A 20,654-nucleotide genomic window follows, 5' to 3' on the forward strand; every position below is an offset into this window, starting at 1 on the left:
GGTGCTGCTCATCCTGCAGGGCATGGACACCTCGGGCAAGGGCGGCATCGTGCGCCACGTCGTGGGCGCGGTAGACCCGCAGGGCGTGAGCCACGTAGCGTTCAAAGCGCCCACCAAGGCCGAGCTACAGCACGACTTCCTCTGGCGCATCCGCCGGCAGGTGCCAGGGCCCGGCCTGATCGGGGTGTTCGACCGGTCCCACTACGAGGACGTGCTGATCGGCAAGGTCAAGCAGCTCGCCCCGCCGGAGGAGCTCGAGAAACGCTACGACCAGATCAACGCGTTCGAGCAGGAGCTCATCGACGACAACACCACGGTGATCAAGGTGATGTTGCACATCAGCGCGGCGGAGCAGAAGAATCGCCTGCTCGAACGGCTCGAACGTCCCGACAAGTACTGGAAGTACAACCCGGGCGACATCGACGAACGGATGCTCTGGCCCGGCTACCAGGCCGCGTATCAGACCGCCCTCGAGCGCACGTCCACCGCCTTCGCGCCCTGGTACGTGGTGCCCGCCGACCGCAAGTGGTACGCCCGCCTGGCCGTGCGGGAGCTGCTGCTGCGGACGCTGAACGACATGGTGCTCACCTGGCCGCCCGCCGACTTCGACGTGCTCGCCGAGCAGGCCAGGCTCGCCGCCTCCTGACCAGCACTGCCCCTGGTGCGGCGCTGAGTTGCGGAGATCCGGCCTTCCCCGGCGAAACGAAGGCCGGATGTCCGCAACTCAGTCCGCCGGGCCGTCCAACTCGTGGAAGAGGGTGATCTGGAGACCGGCGGCAGCCGACTCGCTGGGCTAGGCGAGCAACCCCGCCAGGCTGGGGATCGGCACGAACGGCAGGTACTCGTCCCAGCCGAGGAAGAACGCGAACACGGCGTGGATCAGCGGTGCCGACAGCAGCGCCAGCAGCAGGTACACGGCCGTGCGGGCCGGGCGCAGCCGGAATATGATCGGCGGCAGCACCACGGTGACCAGCGCCGGAACGGGGTAGTACAGCCACCATGGCAACCCGATCAGGGCGCCATATCTGCCGAACAGCATCCCCAGCACCACGACCACGACGGACACGACGACGACGGCGCGCCACCGGCGGCGGAATGTGTCCGCACCGAGCACCAGGCGCAGCACCACGGCGAACTCCACGAGGGACGCGACGATCATGATGGGGAATCGCCAATCGGTGTTCACACGCGCCGAGTCTAGAGGCGCACCGCGCCCCAGCGGTACGGCGGCCCCGTCGACCTCCGACTGGGCGACACCGTCGCGGAGGCGGTGCGCCACCGACCGGACAGCGCGAGTGCCCGTGCTAGTCGGTATCGCTGAACGACACGTCGGCCGCGTCCTTGCCCTGCCGCACCGTCGCACCGGCCTGCGGAACGGCCCGGATCGCCGGCGGCGCCCACGTTCCGTCGAGCACCTCGGGCCTCGGCGCGTAGAGGCGCAGCGTGATGCCCAGGGCGCTGAACGGCGCCGGGAGCCAGTTGGATTCGTCATCCGGCCCGGGGTTCGCGTGCTGGATGTAGAGGTCCAGCGATCCGTCCGGCCCGTAGGTCAACGCGTGCCGGTCCCCGATCGCGAACCGGTTAAGCTCGTTGGCGGCCTGGAACCCTTCCGCGTCGTACATGGTGACGGACCAGAACGCATCGACGGGCGGAAGCTGGTCATGGTCGAAGTGGAGCACGTAGTTCTTCTCGCCCACGATCGGGTCGCCGTGGTCATCGGCCACGGCAATCGGGTAGACGGCGTCCTCGGGCGGATTCGCGCCGAGGCCCGCCATCGCGACCACGGCTCGTTTGGCATAGAAGGTGCCGTAGACACCGATCGTGTCCGGATGATCTCCCAGCCGTTGACGATGGCGCCCACCGACGGGATGCGCGCGGTGAGGTCGGCCAGTGCGTCGCGGAGACCGTCGTTCAGTGCATCGACGGCTCCGGTGCCGAGGGGCGCCGGGTCGAACCCATCGGCGGCGCGCACCCCGATCCGGGCGATGCGGGCCAGCACCGAGAAGTCGGTGATGTGGGCCGGATGCGCCTGCAGCAGCCGGTTGGCATAGCCGAAGAACTGTTCGGCATCCAACGAGTTGACCAGCCGCAGCGGCTCCACGGACAGGTCCAGGCCGGCGGGCGCGGCGCTCGTGTCCCGGTCGGTTGGGGGCTGCCCGCCGGCGAGGGCGCGGATCCAGAACCCTGCCTGCACGGCGTGCACGGCGTCGTAGTCGGCCGGTCCGTTCGTCTGCGTGCGACCGATCACCCACACGAACCGGGTCGGCGCGTCGATCCGTACCGCGTCCGGCGCTATCTCGTCCCGCCATTCCGGCGGGACGATCACGAAAGACTGCGCCCCGGTACCCGTGGTGCGTTGGCCGGGGACAGCAAAGACATCCGTCCACATGCCCAGCATCGGCAGGAGGTAGTACCGCCCGGCCGTGTCGGGCACGTGGATGACCACGGGGCCGTCGGAGAGGTCGAGCCAGGCAATCGAGTACAGGGTGTCGAAGTTGGGGCGCACGACCTCGCGGAATTGCGCGGGCGGGAACGCGGCCATGTGCGCGAAGGTGTTGGGCGGGCTGTGCCCGATCGCCGTGCCGGCGGTGAGCTGCAGCCGGGTCACATCCATGATGACGAGGGGGTAGAGGTAGGTGAACGCTTCGGCCGCGAGCGACCGGATTTCGGCGGAGTCAGGGGACATCGATGTGCCTGCTCTCTTTCGCGCCGCGGAGGCTCTCCCGGGCCCAGACAGTATCTACCGATCGGGTCGTCGCGGCACCCCGTCCCGCGGAGCCGGACCCAGCCCGGTCATGCGGGCTGCCACAGCTCGATGCGGTTGCCCTCGGGGTCGGTGATCCAGCCGAACCGACCGATCCCGTCCATGTCCTGGGTTTCTGCCGCCACATCCGCGCCGAGCGCGTGTAGCTGCGCCAGCATCGCGGCCAGGTCGCTGACCCGGAAATTAAGCATGGTCTGTTGGTTCATCGAGCCGAAGTAGTCGGTGTCCGAGTCGAAAGCGGCGAACACCGTTGGCCCTGCTTCCTGATGCCAGAGGTCGTTCTCGTCGGCGCCCAGGCCCAGGTGCTCCCGGTACCAGGCGCTCAAGGCCGCCGGATCCTTGGCTCGCAGGAAGTAGCCGCCGACTCCCAATACCTTTTCCATGCCATCAGACTGCCACGCCGGCGCCCGCGGCCGCTCTGCGCGCGTCGTCGCCGGGAGAACCCCTCAGTCGGCCGTGACGCTGGAGGCCGACCAGCTGGCGAGCAGTTTCACGCGATCGGCGCTGGGGGAGCCGGGTTCGGCGGTGTAGATCAGGAGGGTGAGGCCGGGGTCCGCGGCGATGGAGAGCCCTTCGTAGGCGAGGGTGAGCTCGCCGACCACGGGGTGGTTGAACCGTTTGGTCCCCGAACCGTGCGTGCGCACGTCGTGGGCGCCCCAGAGCTTCCGGAAGGTGTCGCTGCGGGTGGACAATTCGCCCACGAGGGCTTGGAGTGCGGTGTCGTGCGGGTCGCGGCCGGCCTCGGTGCGCATGATCGCCACGCACATCTCGGCAAACAGGTCCCAGTCCGGGTAGAACTCCCGGGAGGCCGGGTCGAGGAACTGGAACCGGGCGAGGTTGGGGGTGCGACCGCCGTCCCCGATCAGGGGCGAATAGAAGGCGCGACCCAACTCGTTTGTGGCCAGAATGTCCTGGTTTTGGTCGCGCACGAACGCGATCCCGCCGGTGATCGCGCTGAGCGCCCACTGCAGGCTGGGCCGGTTCGCCGCGTTCTTGCTCGCCCGCCGCCGTGGCCGGCCAGACAACGGGATCCCATCGGCGGCCCGCGCGAGGTCGAAGAGATGGGTGCGCTCGGTGTCGTCGAGCTGGAGGGCGCGGGCGATGGCTTCCAGAACCGACGAGGATGCGCCGGCGATCGCGCCGCGCTCGAGCTTGGCGTAGTACTCCACGCTGACGCCGGCCAGCGTCGCCACCTCCGTGCGACGAAGGCCGGCCACGCGACGGTTCGCACCGTCTGGAAGCCCGGCCAGTTCCGGGGTGACCTTCGCGCGCCGCGACATCAGGAACTCGCGCACTTCGGATCGGTTCTCCATGTCATCGAGCGTACGTCTCCGCGCTGCCGGTTGGGGTCCCCTGCTGGTACACCCTTCGATGGGAACTCCCTCCCGCGCCGCATCCCGCCTTGACTGGACCAACGACTTGCCCAATCGAAGGAACCTCGTGGACACCATCACCTCTGCTCAGCAACCGGTCGGCACCGCCACGGCCCACCGACTGCCCGTCGCCACACTGGCCGCGCTCGCGGTCATCGGCTTCGTGCTCGTCGCCATGGAGACCATGCCCGCCGGCCTGTTGCCGGTCATCGCCGCCGGCATGGGCACCAGCGAAGGCACCGTGGGTCTTTTCGTCAGCGCCTACGCCCTCGGCACGGTCATCGTCACCATTCCCGCGATCACCCTGACCCGCGGGATGCGCCGGAAGCCGCTGCTGCTCGCGGCCATCGGCGGCCTGATCCTGGCGAACAGCGTCACCGCCCTCTCCGGCGACGTGGCTCTGTCGCTCGGGTCCCGGTTCGTGGCCGGTGCCTTCTCCGGGGTCATCTGGGGGATGCTCGCCGCGTACGGTCGCGTGATCAGCCCGCCCCGCCGGGCCGGGCTGGCGTTGTCGATCGTGTCGACCGGCGCGCCCGTCGGCTTCGCGCTGGGCACCCCGCTGGGGTCCTGGCTTGGCACCACCTTCGACTGGCGGTGGGCGTTCGTCGGCCTCACCGTGGTCGCCCTCGTCGCCGGGGGTCTCATCGCGCTGATCGCCCCCGACGCCGCCGGGCAGCCCGGACGATCCCGGCTTCCCGTGGGGCGGGTGTTCCGCCTCCCCGGGATCGCGGTGATCCTGGCCGTGATCTTCACCTGGATGTCGGCGCACAACACCATCTACACCTACATCTCCCCGTACCTGCGGGCGACCGGGACCGCTCTCAGCGTTGACCTGCAACTCTTCCTTTTCGGTGTCGCGTCGATCGCCGGCATCGTCCTCACCGGAGCGTTACTCGACCGCCACCCGCGTCCGCTGCTGCACGGCAGCGTCCTCCTGTTCATCGCGGCCGCGCTCACCCTTCTCGTTGGCCACACGTCGACGCCGGCGATCATCGTCGCCACCGTGCTGTGGGGGATCACCTTCGGCGGCGCATCCGCCCAGCTGCAGGCCGCCCTCACCACCGCCGGCGGCCGGGACTCCGATGTCGCGAACTCGTTCCTGCCCGTGGCGTTCAACGTCGCCATCTTCCTCGCCGGGATCCTGGGCGCCGCCGTGCTGACGCGCTTCGACGGGCTGGTGCTGCCGGTCATCATGATCGGCTTCGGGCTGATCGCCCTGCTGCTCACGCTATGCGGGCGCCGCACCGCTTTTCCCGTCCGGCTCTGAGAACGGCGAAACCACCGAAATCGGGCGCCTCACCAAGGACTGGGTATCAACGAGGGGTGGCCTTCTTGAGTTGTTTCTTCGCCGCGCGCTCCGTCAGGATGGTGAGGTAATCCCGCACCGGCCGGCCGGCGAGGGCGTCGAACTCGGTTTGGGCCACGCGCTCGATCTCATCCCGCGGAACGTCGGGGAACTTCTTCTGCAGTCGTTCCACAATCTGACGGACGGTTTCTTCATCATCAATGTCGGTACTCACTCACCCGAGTGTCCTCACGTTTGCCCTCCCGATCAACTCGCGTACCTGGGGCAGGGCTTCGACCGGGGTCTACGTCCGTAAACCGGAGACGAGAAGGCCGATGTGCTGCGGATCGCCTGCCGGGCGGCGCGCCGCACCGGGCTGGGAGGGACCACCTTGTCGCGCTATCGTGACTCTCATGCTGCACGACGACGTGACGGACACTCTGATCCAGGAGCGGATTCGCACCTGCGAATCCGCCTGCGACGAGCTGATCGACGTGAGCGAGAGCTGCGCGGACGCGTGTCTGGGTTTGACGGGCGATGGCGACATCACCGCCTGCTTCCTGGCCGATCTGGAGTGTGTGGAGGTCGGACTCGTGACGATTCGGGTGCTGTCCTGGACGACGAGCACCAACCGCGCAGCGGCGATCGCCGTCCTGGACGCGTGTGTGGAAGCCTGCGCGGCGTCCGCCGCGGCGTGTGAACGGATGGCGGAGCTCTACCCCGCCTGGGTGACCTGTACCGATGCGTGCCATCGCCTGAACCACGCGTGCACCGATCTGCAGGTCGCGCTGACCGTCGGATGACGAGGTCCTCATTTAGGGGGACATACAGAATCCGGGTGACCCCATAACGTGGGAGGACGATATTCGTTTTGGGGAGACATAAATGAGCAGAGTCGCTCGGGTTGTAGCAGCGTTCCAGTGGCGGGCCGTCAGGCGCCGACATCCCGGGTGAGTAGATCCCCGGCGAGTACCGCCGACACCGTCGCGGCTCGCTGGGTTCGACCGGCGGCGTGCCCCACGGCATCCGCTGATGTACAGCAGGCAAACACGGGGCGAACAGTCGCTCGATCGGTACGGGGCGTGTTTCACGCCGACCTAACGTGAAGAGACGATTGCCGACACAGCAGATACGGCCGGTGAGCGCCGATAACGCGTTCACGGCCTGGAATAGGACGAACTCAATTGCATAAGCGCACCTTCACGACAGCCTCAGTCGCCACCATCATCCTCAGCACCATGGTCCTGGCCTCTTGCGCCTCGGCGGAGTCCGGCGGCTCCGAGGGCGGCGGCGACGCCGGCGGCACCCTGATCGTCTACACGAACTCCAACTCCGACGGCCGCGGCGAATGGGTGACCGCGCAGGCGAAGGAAGCCGGCCTCGACATCGAGATCGTCGGCCTGGGCGGCGCCGACCTGGCCAACCGCATCGTGGCCGAGAAGAACAACCCCGTCGGCGACGTGGTGTTCGGGCTGAACAACATGTTCTTCGAGACCCTCAAGTCCGAAGAGGCCGTCACGGCGTACGAGCCGGCCTGGTCCGCCGAGGTCGACCAGGAGTCCGGCGACCCGGAGGACGGCGTGTTCTGGCCGCTCGTGGAGCAGGCCATCGTCACGGTGTACGATACCAACAAGACCCCCGAAGCCGACGCCCCCACCGAGCTGGCCGACCTGTGGGAGGACTCCGCCTACGACGGTCGCTACGAAGTTAACACCGCGCTCGGACAGGCCACCCCGCAGCTGGTGCTCGCCGGCCTGCTGGCGCCGTACCTCGACGAAGACGGTGACCTCGGCGTCTCCGACGAGGGCTGGGAGCAGGTGGAAGGCTACTTCGCGCACGGTTCACCCGCCGAGGAGGGCACCGACCTGTACGCCCGCATGACCCGCGGCGACGTGGACTTCGGCGTGCTGCCGTCCAGCGGCATCACCAGCCGCGACGCCGAATATGGCACCAAGACCGGCGTGATCAGCCCGGCGGATGGCGTGCCCTACGTGACCGAGCAGATCGCCGTGATCGCCGGCACCCCGCGTCAGGATGCCGCGGAGGAATTTATCGACTGGTTCGGCAGCGCCGAGACCCAGGGCGCGTTCGCGGCCGAGTTCGCGTCGTACCCGGTGAACGAGGGCGCCCGCGCCGAGGCACTGCCCGAGGTGGTGGAACTCATCGAGTCGCTGCCCAAGCAGGATATCGACTACGCCCTCACCCGCGAGAACATCGGCGCCTGGGTCGAGAAGACCGAGCTCGAGTACCTGCCGTAGCCCGCAGGCCGCAGGCCCGCGCGCCGCAGGCCCGCATCCGACCCGGGCGGCACCCGAAGCCGCCGTTACCCGACTCTGCCGGTCACCGACTCGGCCGATAACCGCACCAGAAAGCATCATGATGATCAGGTTCGACGACATCGAAGTGACCTTCGGCGACCACATCGCCATTCCGAAGCTGAACCTCGAGGTCGGGCAGGGTGAGTTCTTCACCCTGCTCGGCCCGTCGGGCTGCGGCAAGACCACCGCGCTCCGCACCCTGGCCGGGTTCATCGAACCCAGCGCGGGTGAGATCTACATCGACGGCAAGGCGGCCACCACGCTGCCCAGCGAGAAGCGCAGCGTCGGCATGGTGTTCCAGAACTACGCCCTGTTCCCCAGCATGAGCGTGCGGGAGAACATCGCGTTCGGCCTCAAGGTGCGCAAGACCGGTCGCTCCGAAACCGACCGGCTCGTCGACGAGATCGCCGCACAGGTGGAGCTGACCCAGGAGCAGCTGGCCAAGAACGTCTCCGAACTCTCCGGCGGGCAACAGCAGCGGGTGGCGATCGCCCGGGCCCTGGTGCTCAAGCCGCGCATCCTGCTGCTGGACGAACCGCTCTCCAACCTCGACGCCAAGCTGCGGGTGCAGCTGCGCGAGCAGCTGAAGAACCTGCAGCGGGAGCTGGGCATCACCACCGTCTACGTCACCCACGACCAGGAGGAAGCCCTCACCATGAGCGACCGGATCGCCGTGTTCAACCACGGCGTCGTCGAACAGGTGGGCACCCCCGAGCACATCTACAACCGGTCGGCCACCGAGTTCGTCGCCACGTTCGTGGGCGCGATGAACCGGCTCACGAGCGAGTTCATGCAGCAGATCCGGCACGCCGGCGGCATTACCCTGGCTGCGGACAAGAGCTCCTACCTGCGCCTGGAGAAGGTGGCGCTCGCAGAGCCGGCGCACGGCGCATCCGTTCGGCTGGACGGAGTGATCGCCGACCGGGTCTACCAGGGCTCGCACAGCACGTACACGATCGACAGCCACGGCAGCCGTATTCGCGCGCTGGTGCCCGAGGGCGGCGCGCAGCCGCTGGTGGCCGGCGCCGCCGCGACGCTGTACATCGACCCGACCGCGATCCTGCAGTACTAGGGGTCCCGGATGCGCAACTCATCGTGGCGGGCCATGCTCCGGTCCCCGCTCGTCGTCATCGTGCTCGTCGTGCTGGTCTGGTTCGTGGCCACCTTCCTCGTCCTCCCGAACGCCAACCTGCTGATCAGCACCTTCTTCCCGGAGGGCAAAATCAGCGTCCGGGCCCTGGAGAAGCTGGTCAGTTCCGAACGGGCGCTGAAGAGCCTGTGGCACAGCTTCGCGCTCGCCGCGACCCTCGCCGTGACGGTGAACGTGGTCGGCATCTTCATCGTGCTGGTCACCGACTACTTCAAGATCCGCGGCTCCCGGGTGCTCTGGTTGGGCTACGCCACCACCCTGATCTACGGCGGCATCGTGCTGGCCGCCGGCTACAACTTCATCTACGGCAAGAACGGGTTCATCACCAACGCGGCGCTCAAGGTGTTTCCCGACATCGACCCGAACTGGTTCTCCGGCTACTTCGCCGTGGTCGTCGTGATGACCCTGGCCACCACCACGAACCACATGCTGTTCCTGGGCTCGTCGCTGGCGAAGATCGACTACCAGACCATTGAAGCGGCCCGCAATATGGGCGCCTCGACCTGGCGCATCCTCTGGCGCATCGTGCTGCCGGCGCTGCGGCCGATGATCTTCGCGGTCACCGTGCTCACCTTCCTCACCGGCCTGGGCGCGCTGACCGCGCCGCTGGTGCTCGGCGGCACCGACTTCCAGACCATCGCCCCGATGATCCTCACCTTCTCCAAGAGCAGCGGCTCCCGCGACCTGGCGGCGCTGCTGGCGATCATCCTGGGCCTGGCCACCATCGTGCTGCTGGCGATGATGAACCGGGTGGAGAAGAGCGGCACCTACTTCTCGGTGGCCAAGGTGGCCACGCCGCTGCAGAAGCAGCGCATCCGCAATCCGCTCGCGAACGCGCTGGTGCACGTGGCCGCGTACGTGTTGTTCGTGGTGTACGCGCTGCCGGTGCTGTTGATCGTGCTGTTCTCGTTCCTGGAGTCCACCGCGATCAGCACCGGCACCATCACCTGGGACGCGTTCACGCTGGCCAACTACGCCACCGTGTTCGGCACCCCAGCGGTGCTCAAACCGTTCGTGGTGAGCGTGGTCTACAGCGCCCTGGCGTCACTGATCGTGGTGCTGGGCATGCTGTTCGTGGCCCGGGTGTTCCAGAAGCACCGCAACCCGGTGACGGCGCTGCTGGAGTACCTGCTGCACATCCCGTGGATCCTGCCGACGATCCTCATCGCGCTGGCGCTGGTGATGACCTTCGACCGGCCCAACCCGCTGATCGGCGGGCAGGTGCTCACCGGCACCACACTGCTGCTGCTGGTGGCGTATGTGATCATCAAGATCCCCTTCACCCTGCGGCTGCTCAAGGCGGCGTTCGCGTCGGTTCCCGAATCGCTCGAGGACGCCGCACGCATCCTGGGCGCCGGCCCGCTGTTCACGCTGCGCACGGTGCTCGTGCCGCTGGTGCTGCCCACCGCGGCGGCCATCACCGCGTTGAACTTCAACAGCCTGCTGGATGACTACGACACCGCCGTGTTCCTCTACCACCCGCTCTACGAACCGCTGGGTCTGGCGATTCGGGCCAGCACCGAGGGGGAGAACAACCTCGACGCCATGTCGATCACCTTCGTGTACACGGTGCTGCTGATGATCATCATGGGCTTCACGATGTGGCTGGTCTACGGGCGCGGGGGAGCGTCGAGCCGCCGGCGCGGGTCGCGGCGCGGCACGCCCCGGGCCGGAGCGGGGCTGGCTGGGTCCGGTGCTCCCGCGGCGCCGGTGCCGGCCGCGGCGGCAGCCGTGGTGACTGTGTCGCCCGTCCCCGCCCCCGGCCCGTGAGCATAGCTCCTGCAATTTCTGGGACGGCCAGGTCCGCGGCCCGGAATTCCGGGCATCCGTCGGTGTCGGAGCAGAAATAGCAGGAGCCATGCACGGGATGGGTGCGGACGGCCGGGGTTCGGTCGCAGCGTCAGGTGGCGTCGGGCGTGAGGCGGGCGGCGTCCTGCAGCAGGGCGCGGAACGCATCCAGTTCGAGGGACTCGATCGAGGCGAAGTTGAGCGCGGCGGCACCCATTTTGACCTTGCCGAGCCGGCCCTTGTAGTGCTGGATCAGGTTCTTGTCATCCTTCGAGGCGTTGATGTAGACGCTGAGGTGGTTCTTCTGCCGGGCCAGGCCCACGACGAACCATTCCACGGTGGGTTTGCCGCGGCGGGCGATCACGATGTGGCGGTAGCCGATGATCTGCTGCTCGGTGCCGCCCCAGAGGATGCCCTCCCACAGTTCCCGGGTGACCCCGGAGGGGAACTCGGCGATGATCGCGTCGAGCGCCCGGATCGAGTCGGCGTCGGGCCGTCCAAGGTTGCGAGGTACGCGTCGACGTCGCGGCCGGTCAGCTCCATGGTCTGCTCCTAATGTCGTACTAGGGACCGCGTGCCCCTGGTCGTAGTGGCATGGTAGCGGACCCGCCCGACGGCGGACCGTCCCGGTGGCGGGGTGCGCGGCGCCCGGCGGGCGGCGGGACCGGATCTGGCCGCTGCGCGGGTGCGGCGCCGCTTCGCGGGTGGCGTGCCACCCGCGTACCGGCGCCTGACCCGCGTAGCGCACCACCGGCCCATCCGCGCTGCCCTTGATGGCCGCCCGGCGCGCGGCTACAGTCCTAGCGACGAGTCTCCACGAAGGAGGCCCCATGCCTGCCACAGCGTTGCCGTCCAGCGGCGACAGCCCGAACGACGGCCCCCGTGCCGACCCGGTGAAGACCTGTGACGGCAGGGGGATGGCCGAGATCCACCGGATGTCCCGGGCCGGCTTCGGCGAGGCGCCGGAGCTCGTCGCCTCGGTCGCCGACAACGACGCGGCCCAGGCCGACATCGTCGGCGACTACCTCGCCATGCTCTCGGTCGGACTGCACGCACACCACGAGGGCGAGGACACCATGCTGTGGGGCCGGCTGGAGAGCCGCGCTCCGTCCTGCGCCGCGCACGTGGCACGCATGAAGAAGCAGCACGCCGAGATGCTCGTGCACCTCGAGGAGCTCGACAAACGACTGCCGGTCTGGCGGGCGAGCGGCCGCGTGGGCGATGCCGCATCCGTCACCGCCGCCCTGGACGGCATCAACGCCGCGCTCGCCCTGCACCTGCCCGACGAAGAGGCGAACATCGTGCCGGTGATGGAGACGGTCATCACGCCGAAGGAGGTCGACGCGCTCTCCGAGCACGGTCGCAAGTCCACGCCGAAGGGCAAAATGTTCATCTCGCTCGGTGTCATCCTGGCTGCCCAGCCGGACGGCGGCTACGAGTGGCAGCACGAGCACCTGCCCGCGCCGGTGCGGCTGCTCTGGGGGCTGCGGGGCAAGTCCCGGTACGAGCAATGGCGGGCGACCTTGGTGCGGTAGCCCGACCGGCAGCGCGGTCAGGGTGCCCGGCACCGGATCGGATTAGCCGAGTGCGCCGATGAAACTCATGATCGACGGAAAGACGACGAACAAAAGTACCGGCCAGAGCAGCTCGACGCCCTTGACGATGACCACCACCGCGATCCCGAGGATCAGCGAGTAGCCCAGCACAGCGATCACCACCTGCGCCACCGTGTAGGCCGCGGCCTCCGATCGCACCTCGTGCACGTCGTCGAAAATCTCCAGCCCGTCGGCTTCGCTCGTGTGCTGATCTGCGGTGATCATCTGTACCCCCGGGTGAAGACTACCGGTGCGCGGAGTGGTGCCAATTGGGTTGGGCGGGTCACCGAAGACGGCGTGACCGAGGCCTCACGTGAGCGCCCGTTGCCGGGTGCGAGCCGGTCCGGCCGCGTGCTGTGCCCCGTTCGGGGTGGCGGGTGTCATGGCTCATACGGTACTCCCGGGGCCGGTGCGGATCAACGGGCATCCATGGGGCGGGCGGATGCGCCGGCGGGCGGTTGTGGCGTTGCTCGCCGACAGCCGGCCGGCGGCTCCAGAGCGGATGCGCTTGACCGCACGGGGCTTTCGAGTCGGGGAAGCGCAGGCGTAGCGTTGCAGGCACGGCGGGCGGTCCGGGTGACGACAGGGCCGCCCCGGCGTCGGAGGCCGCGCGGCCGACCCTCGGCTCCGGTGCCCGATGAGGAGCTCAGATGGTGATCAAGGACGCGTTCAGTGCTGATGAGTGGCAGGTGGTGCGGGCGGCCCCGTTCCTCGTGGGCATGTACATGGTCGGAGTCACTCCCAGCGGGCCGATTGAGATCTTCCGGGAGATGCTCACCGCGGAGAAAGCGGTGGCCCTCGAAGGAGCTCGGTCGGATGGGTTGCCACTGATCAAGGAGATTGCAGCGGACCTCAGGGCCGATGTCCTCGGCCGCGACCTGGGCAGCATCGGCGGCGGGGACGATAGCCCCGCCCTGCTGCTGGCTGAGCTGGCCCAGGCCCTGCACTTTGTCGGCATCCGGGCGCCGGCGATGCACTCCGCGTTCAGGGCCTGGCTCTACCGGCTGGCCGAAAAGCTGGCGGGGATCGAACCGGAACCGGGCGCGCACCGGCACTCACGGCTGGTCAGCGATCCGGAAGCGGCGGCCCTGGCCGCTCTGGCCGAGACCCTCGGGGTGCCGCGATGACACAACCGCTTGGCCGGTGTCAGCGGCGGCGGGCCGCAAGGGCGAGCTCCGTGGCACCGTAGCTGTAGTCGTCGGGGTTCAGCGTGACGCCCGGGGCCACGAGCTGGTCGATGCGGTCCAGGATGTCGCGGACAGGGTGACACCGGCCGCCCGCAGCTGCGAGTCCAGCTGCTCCATCGTGCGCGGGCCGATGATCGCGGAGGTGACCCCGGGGCGGTTGATCACGAAGGCGATCGCCAGCTCGATCAGGGTCATCCCGGCCTCCTCGGCGACCTGGGCGAGGGCGTCAACCACCTCGAGCTTCTGCTGGTTGGCGACGCTGGACATGTCGAAGCGGGCGCTGGGCCGGGCGGCCGACGTGGGGGTGGGCGCGGCGTTCTTGCGCCACCTGCCGGAGAGCCAGCCGCCGGCCAGCGGGCTGTAGGTGAGCGTGCCCCTGCCGTAGCGCTGGGTGGTGGGCAGCACATCCGCTTCGATGCCGCGCACCAGAATCGAGTACGGCGGCTGCTCGGTGACGAACCGCGCGAGGTTGCGGTCCCGGGAAGCGACCTGAGCTTCGACGATTTGGCTGCCGGAGTACGACGACGAGCCGATGTAGCGCACCGTGCCCTGGCGGACCAGGTCGGTCAGGGCGCCGAGGGTTTCTTCGACGTCCATCGTGGTGCTCGGCCGGTGCACCTGGTAGAGGTCGAGGTAGTCGGTGTCGAGCCGGCGCAACGAGTCCTCCACCGCGCGCATGATCCACTTGCGTGACCCACCGCTTTGGTTGGGGCCCTCGCCCATGGCATGAAGAACTTGGTGGCCAGCACCACGTCGTCCCGGCGTCCCTTCAGGGCCTGCCCGACGATCTCTTCGGAGCCGCCACCTGAGTACACGTCGGCGGTGTCGACGAAATTGATGCCGGCATCCAGGGCGTGGTGGATGACGCGGATCGAGTCGGCGACATCCTGGTTGCCCCAGGCGCCGAACATCATGGTGCCCAGGCACAGGGGGCTGACTTCGACTCCGGTGCGTCCGAGGAGGCGGTAATCCATGCCGGTGGTCCTTTCGACAAGCGTGCTCGCGGTGTTGATCCCAGTCAACGCCACGGACCCGAGTCGTGGGAGTTCCCGTCAGTGCCCCCTTCGGCAGCCCTCTTCGGGTCGTCGCCTGCTAGATGGTGCCGAGCGCGGTGAGCTTGGCGCGCACGTCGGCGTCGCTGGGCTCGACCAGGTGGCTCTCATCGGCGAAGACGATCACGGGGATCTGGGTGCGACCGCTGATGGCCAAAGCCCGGTCGGCACCGTCCGGCACGCTCTCCAGGTCGACGTAGTCGTACTCGACGCCGAGGCCATCGAGCAGCTTCTTCGAACGGCGGCAGTCGCGGCACCACTCGGCGCCGAACATGGTGAGGCGGGCGTCGGTGGCGGCAGGTGTCGTGGTCATCCGTCGAGTGTAAGCGTGTGCGCTTGGAACACACTGAACGCCTAGGCTTCGGCTATGAGCGACCCGGGCATGAGTCAGTGGCAGCGGCTGCGAGAGCTGCTGCGCCGTTGGGCGGCACGAACTGCACAGCGGTTCGCGGGTATGGGCGAGGCGCTCCTGGAAATGATGTTCTTCTGGCGGTAGGCCGAGGACGCGGTCGTCAGGGTGCGGCGGCGAGCTCCGGTTCGTCGCGCGGGGAGGAATCCGCGGCACCGGAACGAACCCGGGTGGCGAGAACCGGCGCGAACAGCACCACCAACAGGCCGGCGAGCGGCACGATGAGCAGGCCGTAGCGCAGCTCGGAGAGGTCGGCGATGGCCCCGACCAGGGGCGGCGCCACCAGGAAGCCCAGCCGCAGCAGCCACGCCACGATCGTGATGCCGGTGCCGTGCCGGAAGCCGGGCAGTTCGTCCGCGGCGTGCATCGCCGCCGGGATGAGCGTGGAGACGCCGAACCCGGCCAGGCCGAAGCCCACGATGACCCCGATCAGGGAGGGGAATGCGAGCGCCGTGCCCATGCCCAGGAACACGATGGCGCCGCCGGTGCGGGCCACGGCGCGCTGGCCGAACCGGTCCACGGACCGGTCGCCGAGCATCCGCCCGATGAATTGCATGCCCTGCAGGGAAATGAACCCGAACCCGGCGACCAGGGCGGATGCGCCGAGGGTGCCGGAGAGGAAGATAGCAGACCAGGTGGCGCCGGTGTCTTCGACCAGGGCGCCGGAGGCGGCGATGACCACAAGGGCGCCGAGTACGAGCCACTTCGCCATGCGGCCGAGGAAGCGGGCCGGAGTGGTGGTAGCGGTCGCAGGAAGGTTCGTGTCCGTTGTCTCGACGGATTCGGCCGGTTCGGCGCCGGGCAGCAGCGACCGGTAGGCCGCCAGGGCGAAGAGGCTGAAGGTGACCGCCGAAACGATGAGGTGCGAGCCCCGAGGCACCTCAAGCTGGGCGGCGGCAGCGCCGAGCAGGCCGCCGGTGACCGCGCCGATGCTCCAGACCGCGTGGAACGAGTTGAGGATGCTCCGCTTGTAGAGGCGCTGCACGCGCAGGCCGTGCGAGTTCTGGGCGACGTCGGTGATCGAGTCCATCGCGCCGGCCAGGAAGATGCCGGCCGCCAGGGCTCCCCAGCCCGGTGCGATTCCGGCCAGGAGCAGTCCGACCGCGGTGAGGATCGTGCCGACCAGCGCGACCCGGGACGACCGGAACCGGCGGATCAGCATGCCCGCGGCGAGTCCGGCGATGAGCGCCCCGAGGGGGAAGGCAGCGACGGCGAATCCGAACTCGGCGTTACTGAGGCCGAGGTCGGCCTTGATCGCCGGGTACCGGGGGATCAGGTTGGCGAAGAGGGCGCCATTGGTGAAGAACAGCACCCCGACGCCGGCGCGGGCGCGTCGCAGCTCCACTGCCGGGCGGGTGCTGGGGAGGGCAGGTGGCATCATTGCGTCGGTGGGCTTTCTCAGAGGGCGGTGGGGTGGTGTATCCGGTGGGCCGGCCGTGCACGCTGGCTGGCTCGCGTCGGGCGCACCGCGTCAAGCTTGGCACGGACGCGGGTGCCCGCGGCCCGCCGGCCGCCCGGCCGGGTGCGCACGCACCTGCGCTCGCCGAGGGCCGATGCGCTCGCGGAGGGCCGATGCGCTCGCGGCACCCGTTACACCTCACGGCACTCCTTACGCCTCGCGGCGCTGGTTGCAACACGTGCCGCCGGGATTGACTCGTGCCGTGGGGACAGTCACGTGCCGTGGGGACAGTCACGTGCCGCGGGGACGCGGGCCCTGACGCCGGGGCGTTCGCCGGGGAGCGCGCTCGGGGCGCTCTTCCCAGCCCTGCTGGGGCTGCCTATGCTGGCAGCATTCGCGCAGGCTGGCACCCCAGCCCCGGCTGCGCCGAGGGAGGAAAACCGTGACCGACCAACCCACCGACCGGAGGGGCAGCATCCCCGCGACCGCGCCGACCGGCCCCGCCGCGACCGGCCCCGCCGCCGCCAGCGCCGACGATCTCGCCGACAAGCCCCCGCACCCCGCCATCGCAGCGGCTCCGGCCGTGGCCGCCAGTGTGGTCCGCGTCGCCGGACTGCTGGCGGCGCGGCGCATCCACCTGCCGAGGGGCAACGTGGGCCGGCAGCTGCGGTTCGCGGACGGTTCCCGCACCACCGTGTATCGCGAAACCGTCGTGGAAACCGACGACATCGACGAACCGGCGGTGCTCATCGTGGCGTTTCGGTTACGGGCGCTCAACGGACGGCTGCAGCACCGACTGTTCCGCATCGAGAGCATCCTCAACACGCCCCTGCTCGCGGGCTTCTCCGGCTTCGTCTCCAAGCTGTGGCTCACCCACGACCAGCACGGCGCCTACCGCGGCGTGTACCAGTGGGACGGCGCCGAGCAGGCCGAGAATTACGCCCGCTCGCTGTGGCGGGTGCTTGCCCTGTGCAGTGTGCCCGGGTCGATCCACTACCGGGTGCTGCCGGGGATGCGCCGGGAGGAGTTCCTGCGTGACCCGGGCGCGTACGGCAGCACCCGGGTCGCCACCGGCCCCGACTGGTGGCGACCGGCCGAGCCCATCTCGGTGAAGGGCCGGGTGCGCGAACCCGGATGACCGAGTTCGACGTGGACGTGCTGGTGGTCGGTGCCGGCACCACCGGGCTCACCGTTGCCCTGCAGGCCCACGCCCTCGGCGCCCGGGTGCGCATCGTGGAGCGGCGGAGCGTTCCGTTCCGGGCGTCCCGGGCGACCGTGATGCATCCGCGCACCCTCGAGCTGTTGCGTCCGCTGGGGGTGACGGATGCGCTGCTCGCCCGCGGTGACGCGTCGCCGTCCGCCCGGCTGCACCTCAAGACCCAGGTGGTGCCGGTGTCGATCGAGCAACTCGACCTGCCCGGCACCGAATTCCCGCACCTGCTGCTGATCCGGCAGGCCGATGCGGAGGCGGTGCTGGCCGCGGCGCTGGCCGAGCGGGGCGTGATCGTAGAGCGGGGCACCGAGCTGGTGCGGTTGGCCCGGCTGCGGCACGGCGGCGCCCGGGCGCTGCTTCGCAGCGGCGACGGCCAGGCGGACGAGAACCTGCTCTGCCGCTACCTGGTGGGCTGCGACGGCGCGGCCAGCCTGGTGCGCCGATCGGTCGGCGGTTGGCTTGGCGGCGACTTCGCCGAAGATGCGGTGATCGCCGACCTCGAGCTCGGGCCGCCGCTGCCGCCGGCCCCGCCGGTGACCCTCGAACCGGAGGTGGTGCACGTCGTCGTCGGCCGGCGCGGCCTGGTGATCCTCTTCAACCGGGGCGAGCGGGCCACCTGGCGGATGCTCGCCACCCACCGGGCGGGCGCTGTGCGGGAACCGTTCGGCCAGCCCGCCCCGCCGGTGCCAGCGGAGGAACTGCAGAGGCTGCTCGACGAGAGCGGCTTGCCCACCCACGTCGACGCGGTCGCCTGGTCGGCGCGCGTTCGGTTGCAACACCGGATCGCCAGCCGGTTCAGCCGTGGGCCGCTGTTCATCGCGGGGGATGCCGCGCACGTGCACTCGCCCGCGGGCGCACAGGGCATGAACGCGGGCATCCACGACGCGGTGAACCTGGGCTGGAAGCTGGCGTTCGCGGCGGGCGCCGCACGGCGGGCGACGGGTCGGGCGGAAGAACCGCCCGCGCCGACAGGCCCAGCCGTGCCGGCGGGCCCGGCCGGCGCCTCGGGACCGGCCGCCCAAGCGCGGTCGCCGCTGCTGGACTCCTACGCCCAGGAGCGCCGACCCGCGGACCTGGCCGTGCTGCGGCTGACCCGCCTGATGCACTGGGCCGAGGCGGGCTCGCATCCGTTCGCGCAGCTGGCCAGGGCGGTGCTCGTGCCGGCGGCCGCGCCGCTGCTGCCCTGGCTCACCCGGCAACGCCGGCTGACCACCGCCGGGGTGCGCACGCTGGCCCAGTTCTGGTTGCGATACCCCACGAGCGTGCTCTCGGTGGACGTGCGGGCCTCTTTGGTCCCGGTGCGCGGCGCCCTGGCCCGGCGGGGCCTGCGGCCCGGATCCCGGGTGGCCGACACGCTCGTGCGCTGCGACGGCCGTCGGGTGCGGGCGCACGAGTTGATGGCCACCCCCGGCGTGCACGTCTTCCTGCAGGCGGGCGCCCGCGAGATGCCCGAGCGGCTGCGCGGGCCGTTCGTGCACGTGCACCGGCTCGACGACCGGCCGGGCACCGGCATGCTCGTGGTGCGGCCGGATGGCTACGCGGCGGTTCGCGCGCCGGTGCTCGATGAGCGCGCCCTCGAGGCGTGGCTGCGCCTGGTGGGCCTGGCCGACGGCTGAGTCCCCCGGGAGGTCACTGCTCAGCCACGAACCGGGGGGCCGGTCTGCTCCAGCCGGAAGATCGGGTGGTCGGCGGCGTTCGGCAGGTCGGCCAGGAACGGCCCGGCCCGGCGGCCCAGGCGGTCGAGGTAGGCGGCCATCACCAGCTGATGCTCGCGGCCGCGCAATTCGGTGGCGAGGTGCGGCTGCCGGTGCCAGCGGATGCGCAACTCGCAGCGTCCGGCGACCCGGAGGTTCCGCACCCACTGGGTCTCGCCGCGGCCGGCGACGACGTACGTGCCGCCCCCGAATTCGAACGGCCCGACCGGGGTGTTGATCTCTCGCCCGCTGATCCGGCCCCGCACGATGAGGGTGGGAACACCGATGGCGCGGGCCACCGGGTTGACGACGTTCCGCATGAAGAAACTCGGCGGCAGGTACCCGCCAAGTCCGAGCGACGTGTCGCTCATGGTGTGGCTCCTTTCCGTATCCGGGGAGGGGGAACGCATCCGTCCCACGCCTGCCACGGTATCGCCGCGACCGCGTCACCGAAAGGGACCGACGGCGCATCCGGCCGGCGGGGCGGCCTCGGCTGCGGCGCCGCGAGTCGTGTGGTTTTCCCGGCCGGGGATGAGTATTCTCAAAGGCCGGGAACCCGGTTCCCGGCCTGCTCCACCCGAAAGGACACCATGCACCGACGCATCCGAGTTTCGACGCGGCGGCGGCGCCCATGAGTGTGCCATCGGCGTCCAAGCGGGAGCGGTTGCGCGCGCTGAATGAGAAGTTCATCGTGGAGGACCGCTGGCGCACCGCGAGCGAACGCGCCCGGCTGTACATCCTCTCTGCCGCCCTCGTCGTGGTCGGGGTCGCCGGGTTTCTCGTGATCCTCGCCGACATCGTGCAGCGGGACGATGTGGCCGCGATCGACTCCCCGTTGAACGCCTGGCTGATGCAGAGCCGCACCGGAACCGCTACCGCGATCATGATCGGGCTCGCCATCGGCTTCGGGCCCGTGGCGCTGCCGGTGCTGGTCCTGGGCACGATCGTTGTGTGGGGATACTTCGCGAAGCACATGTGGCGGCCGTTGCTGCTGGCCCTTGGCACGCTCACCGGGCTGGTGCTCGTGCAGGTGATCACCCGGCTGGTCGAGCGGGCGCGACCGCCGGTGGACCTGATGCTCTTCGGCATCGACACCACCTATTCGTTCCCGTCCGGGCATGTGTCCGGCGCCACGAACTTCCTGCTGCTGGTGACCTACCTCATCTATTCCCGCCGCAGACGGCACTGGGCGGCCGTGCTGGTGGCGGGCATCGTGCTCGTGGTGGCCGTCGGCCTGGCCGCGATCAGCCGGGTCTACCTCGGCTACCACTGGCCCACGGATGCGCTGGGCTCGATCTGCCTGGCGCTCGCGATCCTGGGCGGGGTGATCGCCCTCGACACCTGGCGCACCGTGCGCGTGCGGCCCAGCGGCCGGGACGCCGCGTAGCCCCGGCGGCGGGCGCGCGGCGCGGCCGTGGAGGTCGGCT

The 20,654-nt window shown here is 69.6% G+C and carries 21 protein-coding genes and 2 pseudogenes; 11 read left to right on the top strand and 12 right to left on the bottom strand.

Annotated features, from left to right (window positions below; all coding sequences use genetic code 11):
• A partial coding sequence (locus JWP54_RS15510; RefSeq protein ID WP_297373709.1) for a PPK2 family polyphosphate kinase occupies positions 1-646 on the top strand: 646 nt, incomplete at its 5' end.
• 147 nt (positions 647-793) lie between these two features.
• Here JWP54_RS15510 and JWP54_RS15515 read toward each other — a convergent pair.
• The 5 genes and pseudogenes from JWP54_RS15515 to JWP54_RS15535 all read right to left on the bottom strand — a co-directional run bounded on the left by JWP54_RS15515 (position 794) and on the right by JWP54_RS15535 (position 4,077).
• The gene (locus tag JWP54_RS15515; protein ID WP_297373712.1) at positions 794-1,186 is read right to left on the bottom strand and encodes a hypothetical protein; all 393 of its coding nucleotides are present in this window, start codon (positions 1,184-1,186) and stop codon (positions 794-796) included.
• Positions 1,187-1,304: 118 nt separating this feature from the next.
• Positions 1,305-1,775 (bottom strand): DUF1214 domain-containing protein, encoded by a 471-nt coding sequence (locus JWP54_RS15520; protein WP_297373714.1) that lies wholly within the window; start codon positions 1,773-1,775, stop codon positions 1,305-1,307.
• Positions 1,776-2,185: 410 nt separating this feature from the next.
• Positions 2,186-2,686, bottom strand: a pseudogene (locus JWP54_RS15525) (DUF1254 domain-containing protein); the annotation flags it as partial.
• A 107-nt stretch (positions 2,687-2,793) separates the two neighbouring features.
• Positions 2,794-3,147 carry a VOC family protein gene (locus JWP54_RS15530; protein ID WP_297373717.1) on the bottom strand — a complete coding sequence of 118 codons (354 nt, stop codon included), beginning with the start codon at positions 3,145-3,147 and terminating at the stop codon, positions 2,794-2,796.
• A 63-nt stretch (positions 3,148-3,210) separates the two neighbouring features.
• A complete protein-coding gene (locus tag JWP54_RS15535) occupies positions 3,211-4,077 on the bottom strand; it encodes a helix-turn-helix transcriptional regulator (protein WP_297373720.1) in 867 nt (288 codons plus the stop codon).
• 127 nt (positions 4,078-4,204) lie between these two features.
• On the opposite strand from JWP54_RS15535, the gene JWP54_RS15540 reads away from it, so the two are divergent.
• Positions 4,205-5,404, top strand: a complete 1,200-nt coding sequence (locus tag JWP54_RS15540) for an MFS transporter (RefSeq protein WP_297373723.1) — start codon at positions 4,205-4,207, stop codon at positions 5,402-5,404.
• A 46-nt stretch (positions 5,405-5,450) separates the two neighbouring features.
• Here JWP54_RS15540 and JWP54_RS15545 read toward each other — a convergent pair whose 3' ends face one another.
• On the bottom strand, positions 5,451-5,657 hold the full coding sequence (locus JWP54_RS15545; RefSeq protein WP_297373726.1) for a three-helix bundle dimerization domain-containing protein: 207 nt from the start codon (positions 5,655-5,657) through the stop codon (positions 5,451-5,453).
• 178 nt (positions 5,658-5,835) lie between these two features.
• On the opposite strand from JWP54_RS15545, the gene JWP54_RS15550 reads away from it, so the two are divergent.
• The 4 genes from JWP54_RS15550 (at position 5,836) to JWP54_RS15565 (ending at position 10,660) form a co-directional block, all read left to right on the top strand.
• A complete protein-coding gene (locus JWP54_RS15550; protein ID WP_297373728.1) occupies positions 5,836-6,225 on the top strand; it encodes a four-helix bundle copper-binding protein in 390 nt (129 codons plus the stop codon).
• Positions 6,226-6,606: 381 nt separating this feature from the next.
• Positions 6,607-7,680: an extracellular solute-binding protein gene (locus JWP54_RS15555; RefSeq protein ID WP_297373730.1), complete on the top strand. Its 1,074-nt coding sequence runs from the start codon at positions 6,607-6,609 to the stop codon at positions 7,678-7,680.
• 121 nt (positions 7,681-7,801) lie between these two features.
• The gene (locus JWP54_RS15560) at positions 7,802-8,812 is read left to right on the top strand and encodes an ABC transporter ATP-binding protein (protein ID WP_297373774.1); all 1,011 of its coding nucleotides are present in this window, start codon (positions 7,802-7,804) and stop codon (positions 8,810-8,812) included.
• A gap of 9 nt (positions 8,813-8,821) precedes the next feature.
• Complete coding sequence (locus tag JWP54_RS15565; RefSeq protein ID WP_297373733.1) at positions 8,822-10,660, top strand: iron ABC transporter permease; 1,839 nt, start codon at positions 8,822-8,824, stop codon at positions 10,658-10,660.
• Between the two features lie 130 nt (positions 10,661-10,790).
• Here JWP54_RS15565 and JWP54_RS15570 read toward each other — a convergent pair whose 3' ends face one another.
• Positions 10,791-11,429, bottom strand: a complete 639-nt coding sequence (locus JWP54_RS15570) for a DUF1801 domain-containing protein (protein WP_297373736.1) — start codon at positions 11,427-11,429, stop codon at positions 10,791-10,793.
• Between the two features lie 79 nt (positions 11,430-11,508).
• Between JWP54_RS15570 and JWP54_RS15575 the strand changes: the two genes are divergently transcribed.
• Positions 11,509-12,213, top strand: coding sequence for a hemerythrin domain-containing protein (locus JWP54_RS15575; protein ID WP_297373739.1), 705 nt, complete (start codon positions 11,509-11,511; stop codon positions 12,211-12,213).
• 42 nt (positions 12,214-12,255) lie between these two features.
• On the opposite strand, the gene JWP54_RS15580 is transcribed toward JWP54_RS15575, so the two are convergent.
• Positions 12,256-12,498, bottom strand: a complete 243-nt coding sequence (locus JWP54_RS15580; RefSeq protein ID WP_297373741.1) for a hypothetical protein — start codon at positions 12,496-12,498, stop codon at positions 12,256-12,258.
• 425 nt (positions 12,499-12,923) lie between these two features.
• Here JWP54_RS15580 and JWP54_RS15585 point away from each other — a divergent pair, with 425 nt between their 5' ends.
• Entirely contained in the window at positions 12,924-13,400 is a 477-nt protein-coding gene (locus JWP54_RS15585) for a hypothetical protein (protein ID WP_297373744.1), read from the top strand.
• 19 nt (positions 13,401-13,419) lie between these two features.
• Here JWP54_RS15585 and JWP54_RS15590 read toward each other — a convergent pair.
• From JWP54_RS15590 to JWP54_RS15600, 3 genes and pseudogenes are all read right to left on the bottom strand, one after another.
• A pseudogene (locus JWP54_RS15590) lies at positions 13,420-14,434 on the bottom strand (aldo/keto reductase).
• 118 nt (positions 14,435-14,552) lie between these two features.
• Positions 14,553-14,825, bottom strand: coding sequence for a glutaredoxin domain-containing protein (locus JWP54_RS15595; RefSeq protein ID WP_297373747.1), 273 nt, complete (start codon positions 14,823-14,825; stop codon positions 14,553-14,555).
• A 199-nt stretch (positions 14,826-15,024) separates the two neighbouring features.
• The gene (locus JWP54_RS15600; RefSeq protein ID WP_297373750.1) at positions 15,025-16,302 is read right to left on the bottom strand and encodes an MFS transporter; all 1,278 of its coding nucleotides are present in this window, start codon (positions 16,300-16,302) and stop codon (positions 15,025-15,027) included.
• Between the two features lie 460 nt (positions 16,303-16,762).
• Between JWP54_RS15600 and JWP54_RS15605 the strand changes: the two genes are divergently transcribed.
• The gene (locus tag JWP54_RS15605; RefSeq protein ID WP_297373754.1) at positions 16,763-17,458 is read left to right on the top strand and encodes a hypothetical protein; all 696 of its coding nucleotides are present in this window, start codon (positions 16,763-16,765) and stop codon (positions 17,456-17,458) included.
• Positions 17,455-19,149 (top strand): FAD-dependent monooxygenase, encoded by a 1,695-nt coding sequence (locus JWP54_RS15610; RefSeq protein ID WP_297373756.1) that lies wholly within the window; start codon positions 17,455-17,457, stop codon positions 19,147-19,149. The genes JWP54_RS15605 and JWP54_RS15610 overlap by 4 nt, the downstream gene beginning before the upstream one ends.
• Positions 19,150-19,169: 20 nt before the next feature.
• Here JWP54_RS15610 and JWP54_RS15615 read toward each other — a convergent pair whose 3' ends face one another.
• Positions 19,170-19,598 carry a nitroreductase/quinone reductase family protein gene (locus JWP54_RS15615; RefSeq protein WP_297373768.1) on the bottom strand — a complete coding sequence of 143 codons (429 nt, stop codon included), beginning with the start codon at positions 19,596-19,598 and terminating at the stop codon, positions 19,170-19,172.
• 260 nt (positions 19,599-19,858) lie between these two features.
• Here JWP54_RS15615 and JWP54_RS15620 point away from each other — a divergent pair, with 260 nt between their 5' ends.
• A complete protein-coding gene (locus JWP54_RS15620; protein ID WP_297373771.1) occupies positions 19,859-20,614 on the top strand; it encodes a phosphatase PAP2 family protein in 756 nt (251 codons plus the stop codon).
• Positions 20,615-20,654: the final 40 nt, after the last annotated feature.

This window comes from Cryobacterium sp. (assembly GCF_025463825.1).
Taxonomy (GTDB): Bacteria; Actinomycetota; Actinomycetes; order Actinomycetales; family Microbacteriaceae; genus Cryobacterium.

Coding starts and splice junctions, on each gene's coding strand:
- JWP54_RS15610 (WP_297373756.1), top strand. CDS start 17,455: ATGACCGAGTTCGACGTGGACGTGCTGGTGGTCGGTGCCGGCACCACC.
- JWP54_RS15535 (WP_297373720.1), bottom strand. CDS start 4,077: ATGGAGAACCGATCCGAAGTGCGCGAGTTCCTGATGTCGCGGCGCGCG.
- JWP54_RS15615 (WP_297373768.1), bottom strand. CDS start 19,598: ATGAGCGACACGTCGCTCGGACTTGGCGGGTACCTGCCGCCGAGTTTC.
- JWP54_RS15585 (WP_297373744.1), top strand. CDS start 12,924: ATGGTGATCAAGGACGCGTTCAGTGCTGATGAGTGGCAGGTGGTGCGG.
- JWP54_RS15620 (WP_297373771.1), top strand. CDS start 19,859: ATGAGTGTGCCATCGGCGTCCAAGCGGGAGCGGTTGCGCGCGCTGAAT.
- JWP54_RS15580 (WP_297373741.1), bottom strand. CDS start 12,498: ATGATCACCGCAGATCAGCACACGAGCGAAGCCGACGGGCTGGAGATT.
- JWP54_RS15595 (WP_297373747.1), bottom strand. CDS start 14,825: ATGACCACGACACCTGCCGCCACCGACGCCCGCCTCACCATGTTCGGC.
- JWP54_RS15550 (WP_297373728.1), top strand. CDS start 5,836: ATGCTGCACGACGACGTGACGGACACTCTGATCCAGGAGCGGATTCGC.
- JWP54_RS15575 (WP_297373739.1), top strand. CDS start 11,509: ATGCCTGCCACAGCGTTGCCGTCCAGCGGCGACAGCCCGAACGACGGC.
- JWP54_RS15600 (WP_297373750.1), bottom strand. CDS start 16,302: ATGATGCCACCTGCCCTCCCCAGCACCCGCCCGGCAGTGGAGCTGCGA.
- JWP54_RS15565 (WP_297373733.1), top strand. CDS start 8,822: ATGCGCAACTCATCGTGGCGGGCCATGCTCCGGTCCCCGCTCGTCGTC.
- JWP54_RS15560 (WP_297373774.1), top strand. CDS start 7,802: ATGATCAGGTTCGACGACATCGAAGTGACCTTCGGCGACCACATCGCC.
- JWP54_RS15530 (WP_297373717.1), bottom strand. CDS start 3,147: ATGGAAAAGGTATTGGGAGTCGGCGGCTACTTCCTGCGAGCCAAGGAT.
- JWP54_RS15520 (WP_297373714.1), bottom strand. CDS start 1,775: ATGGCGGGCCTCGGCGCGAATCCGCCCGAGGACGCCGTCTACCCGATT.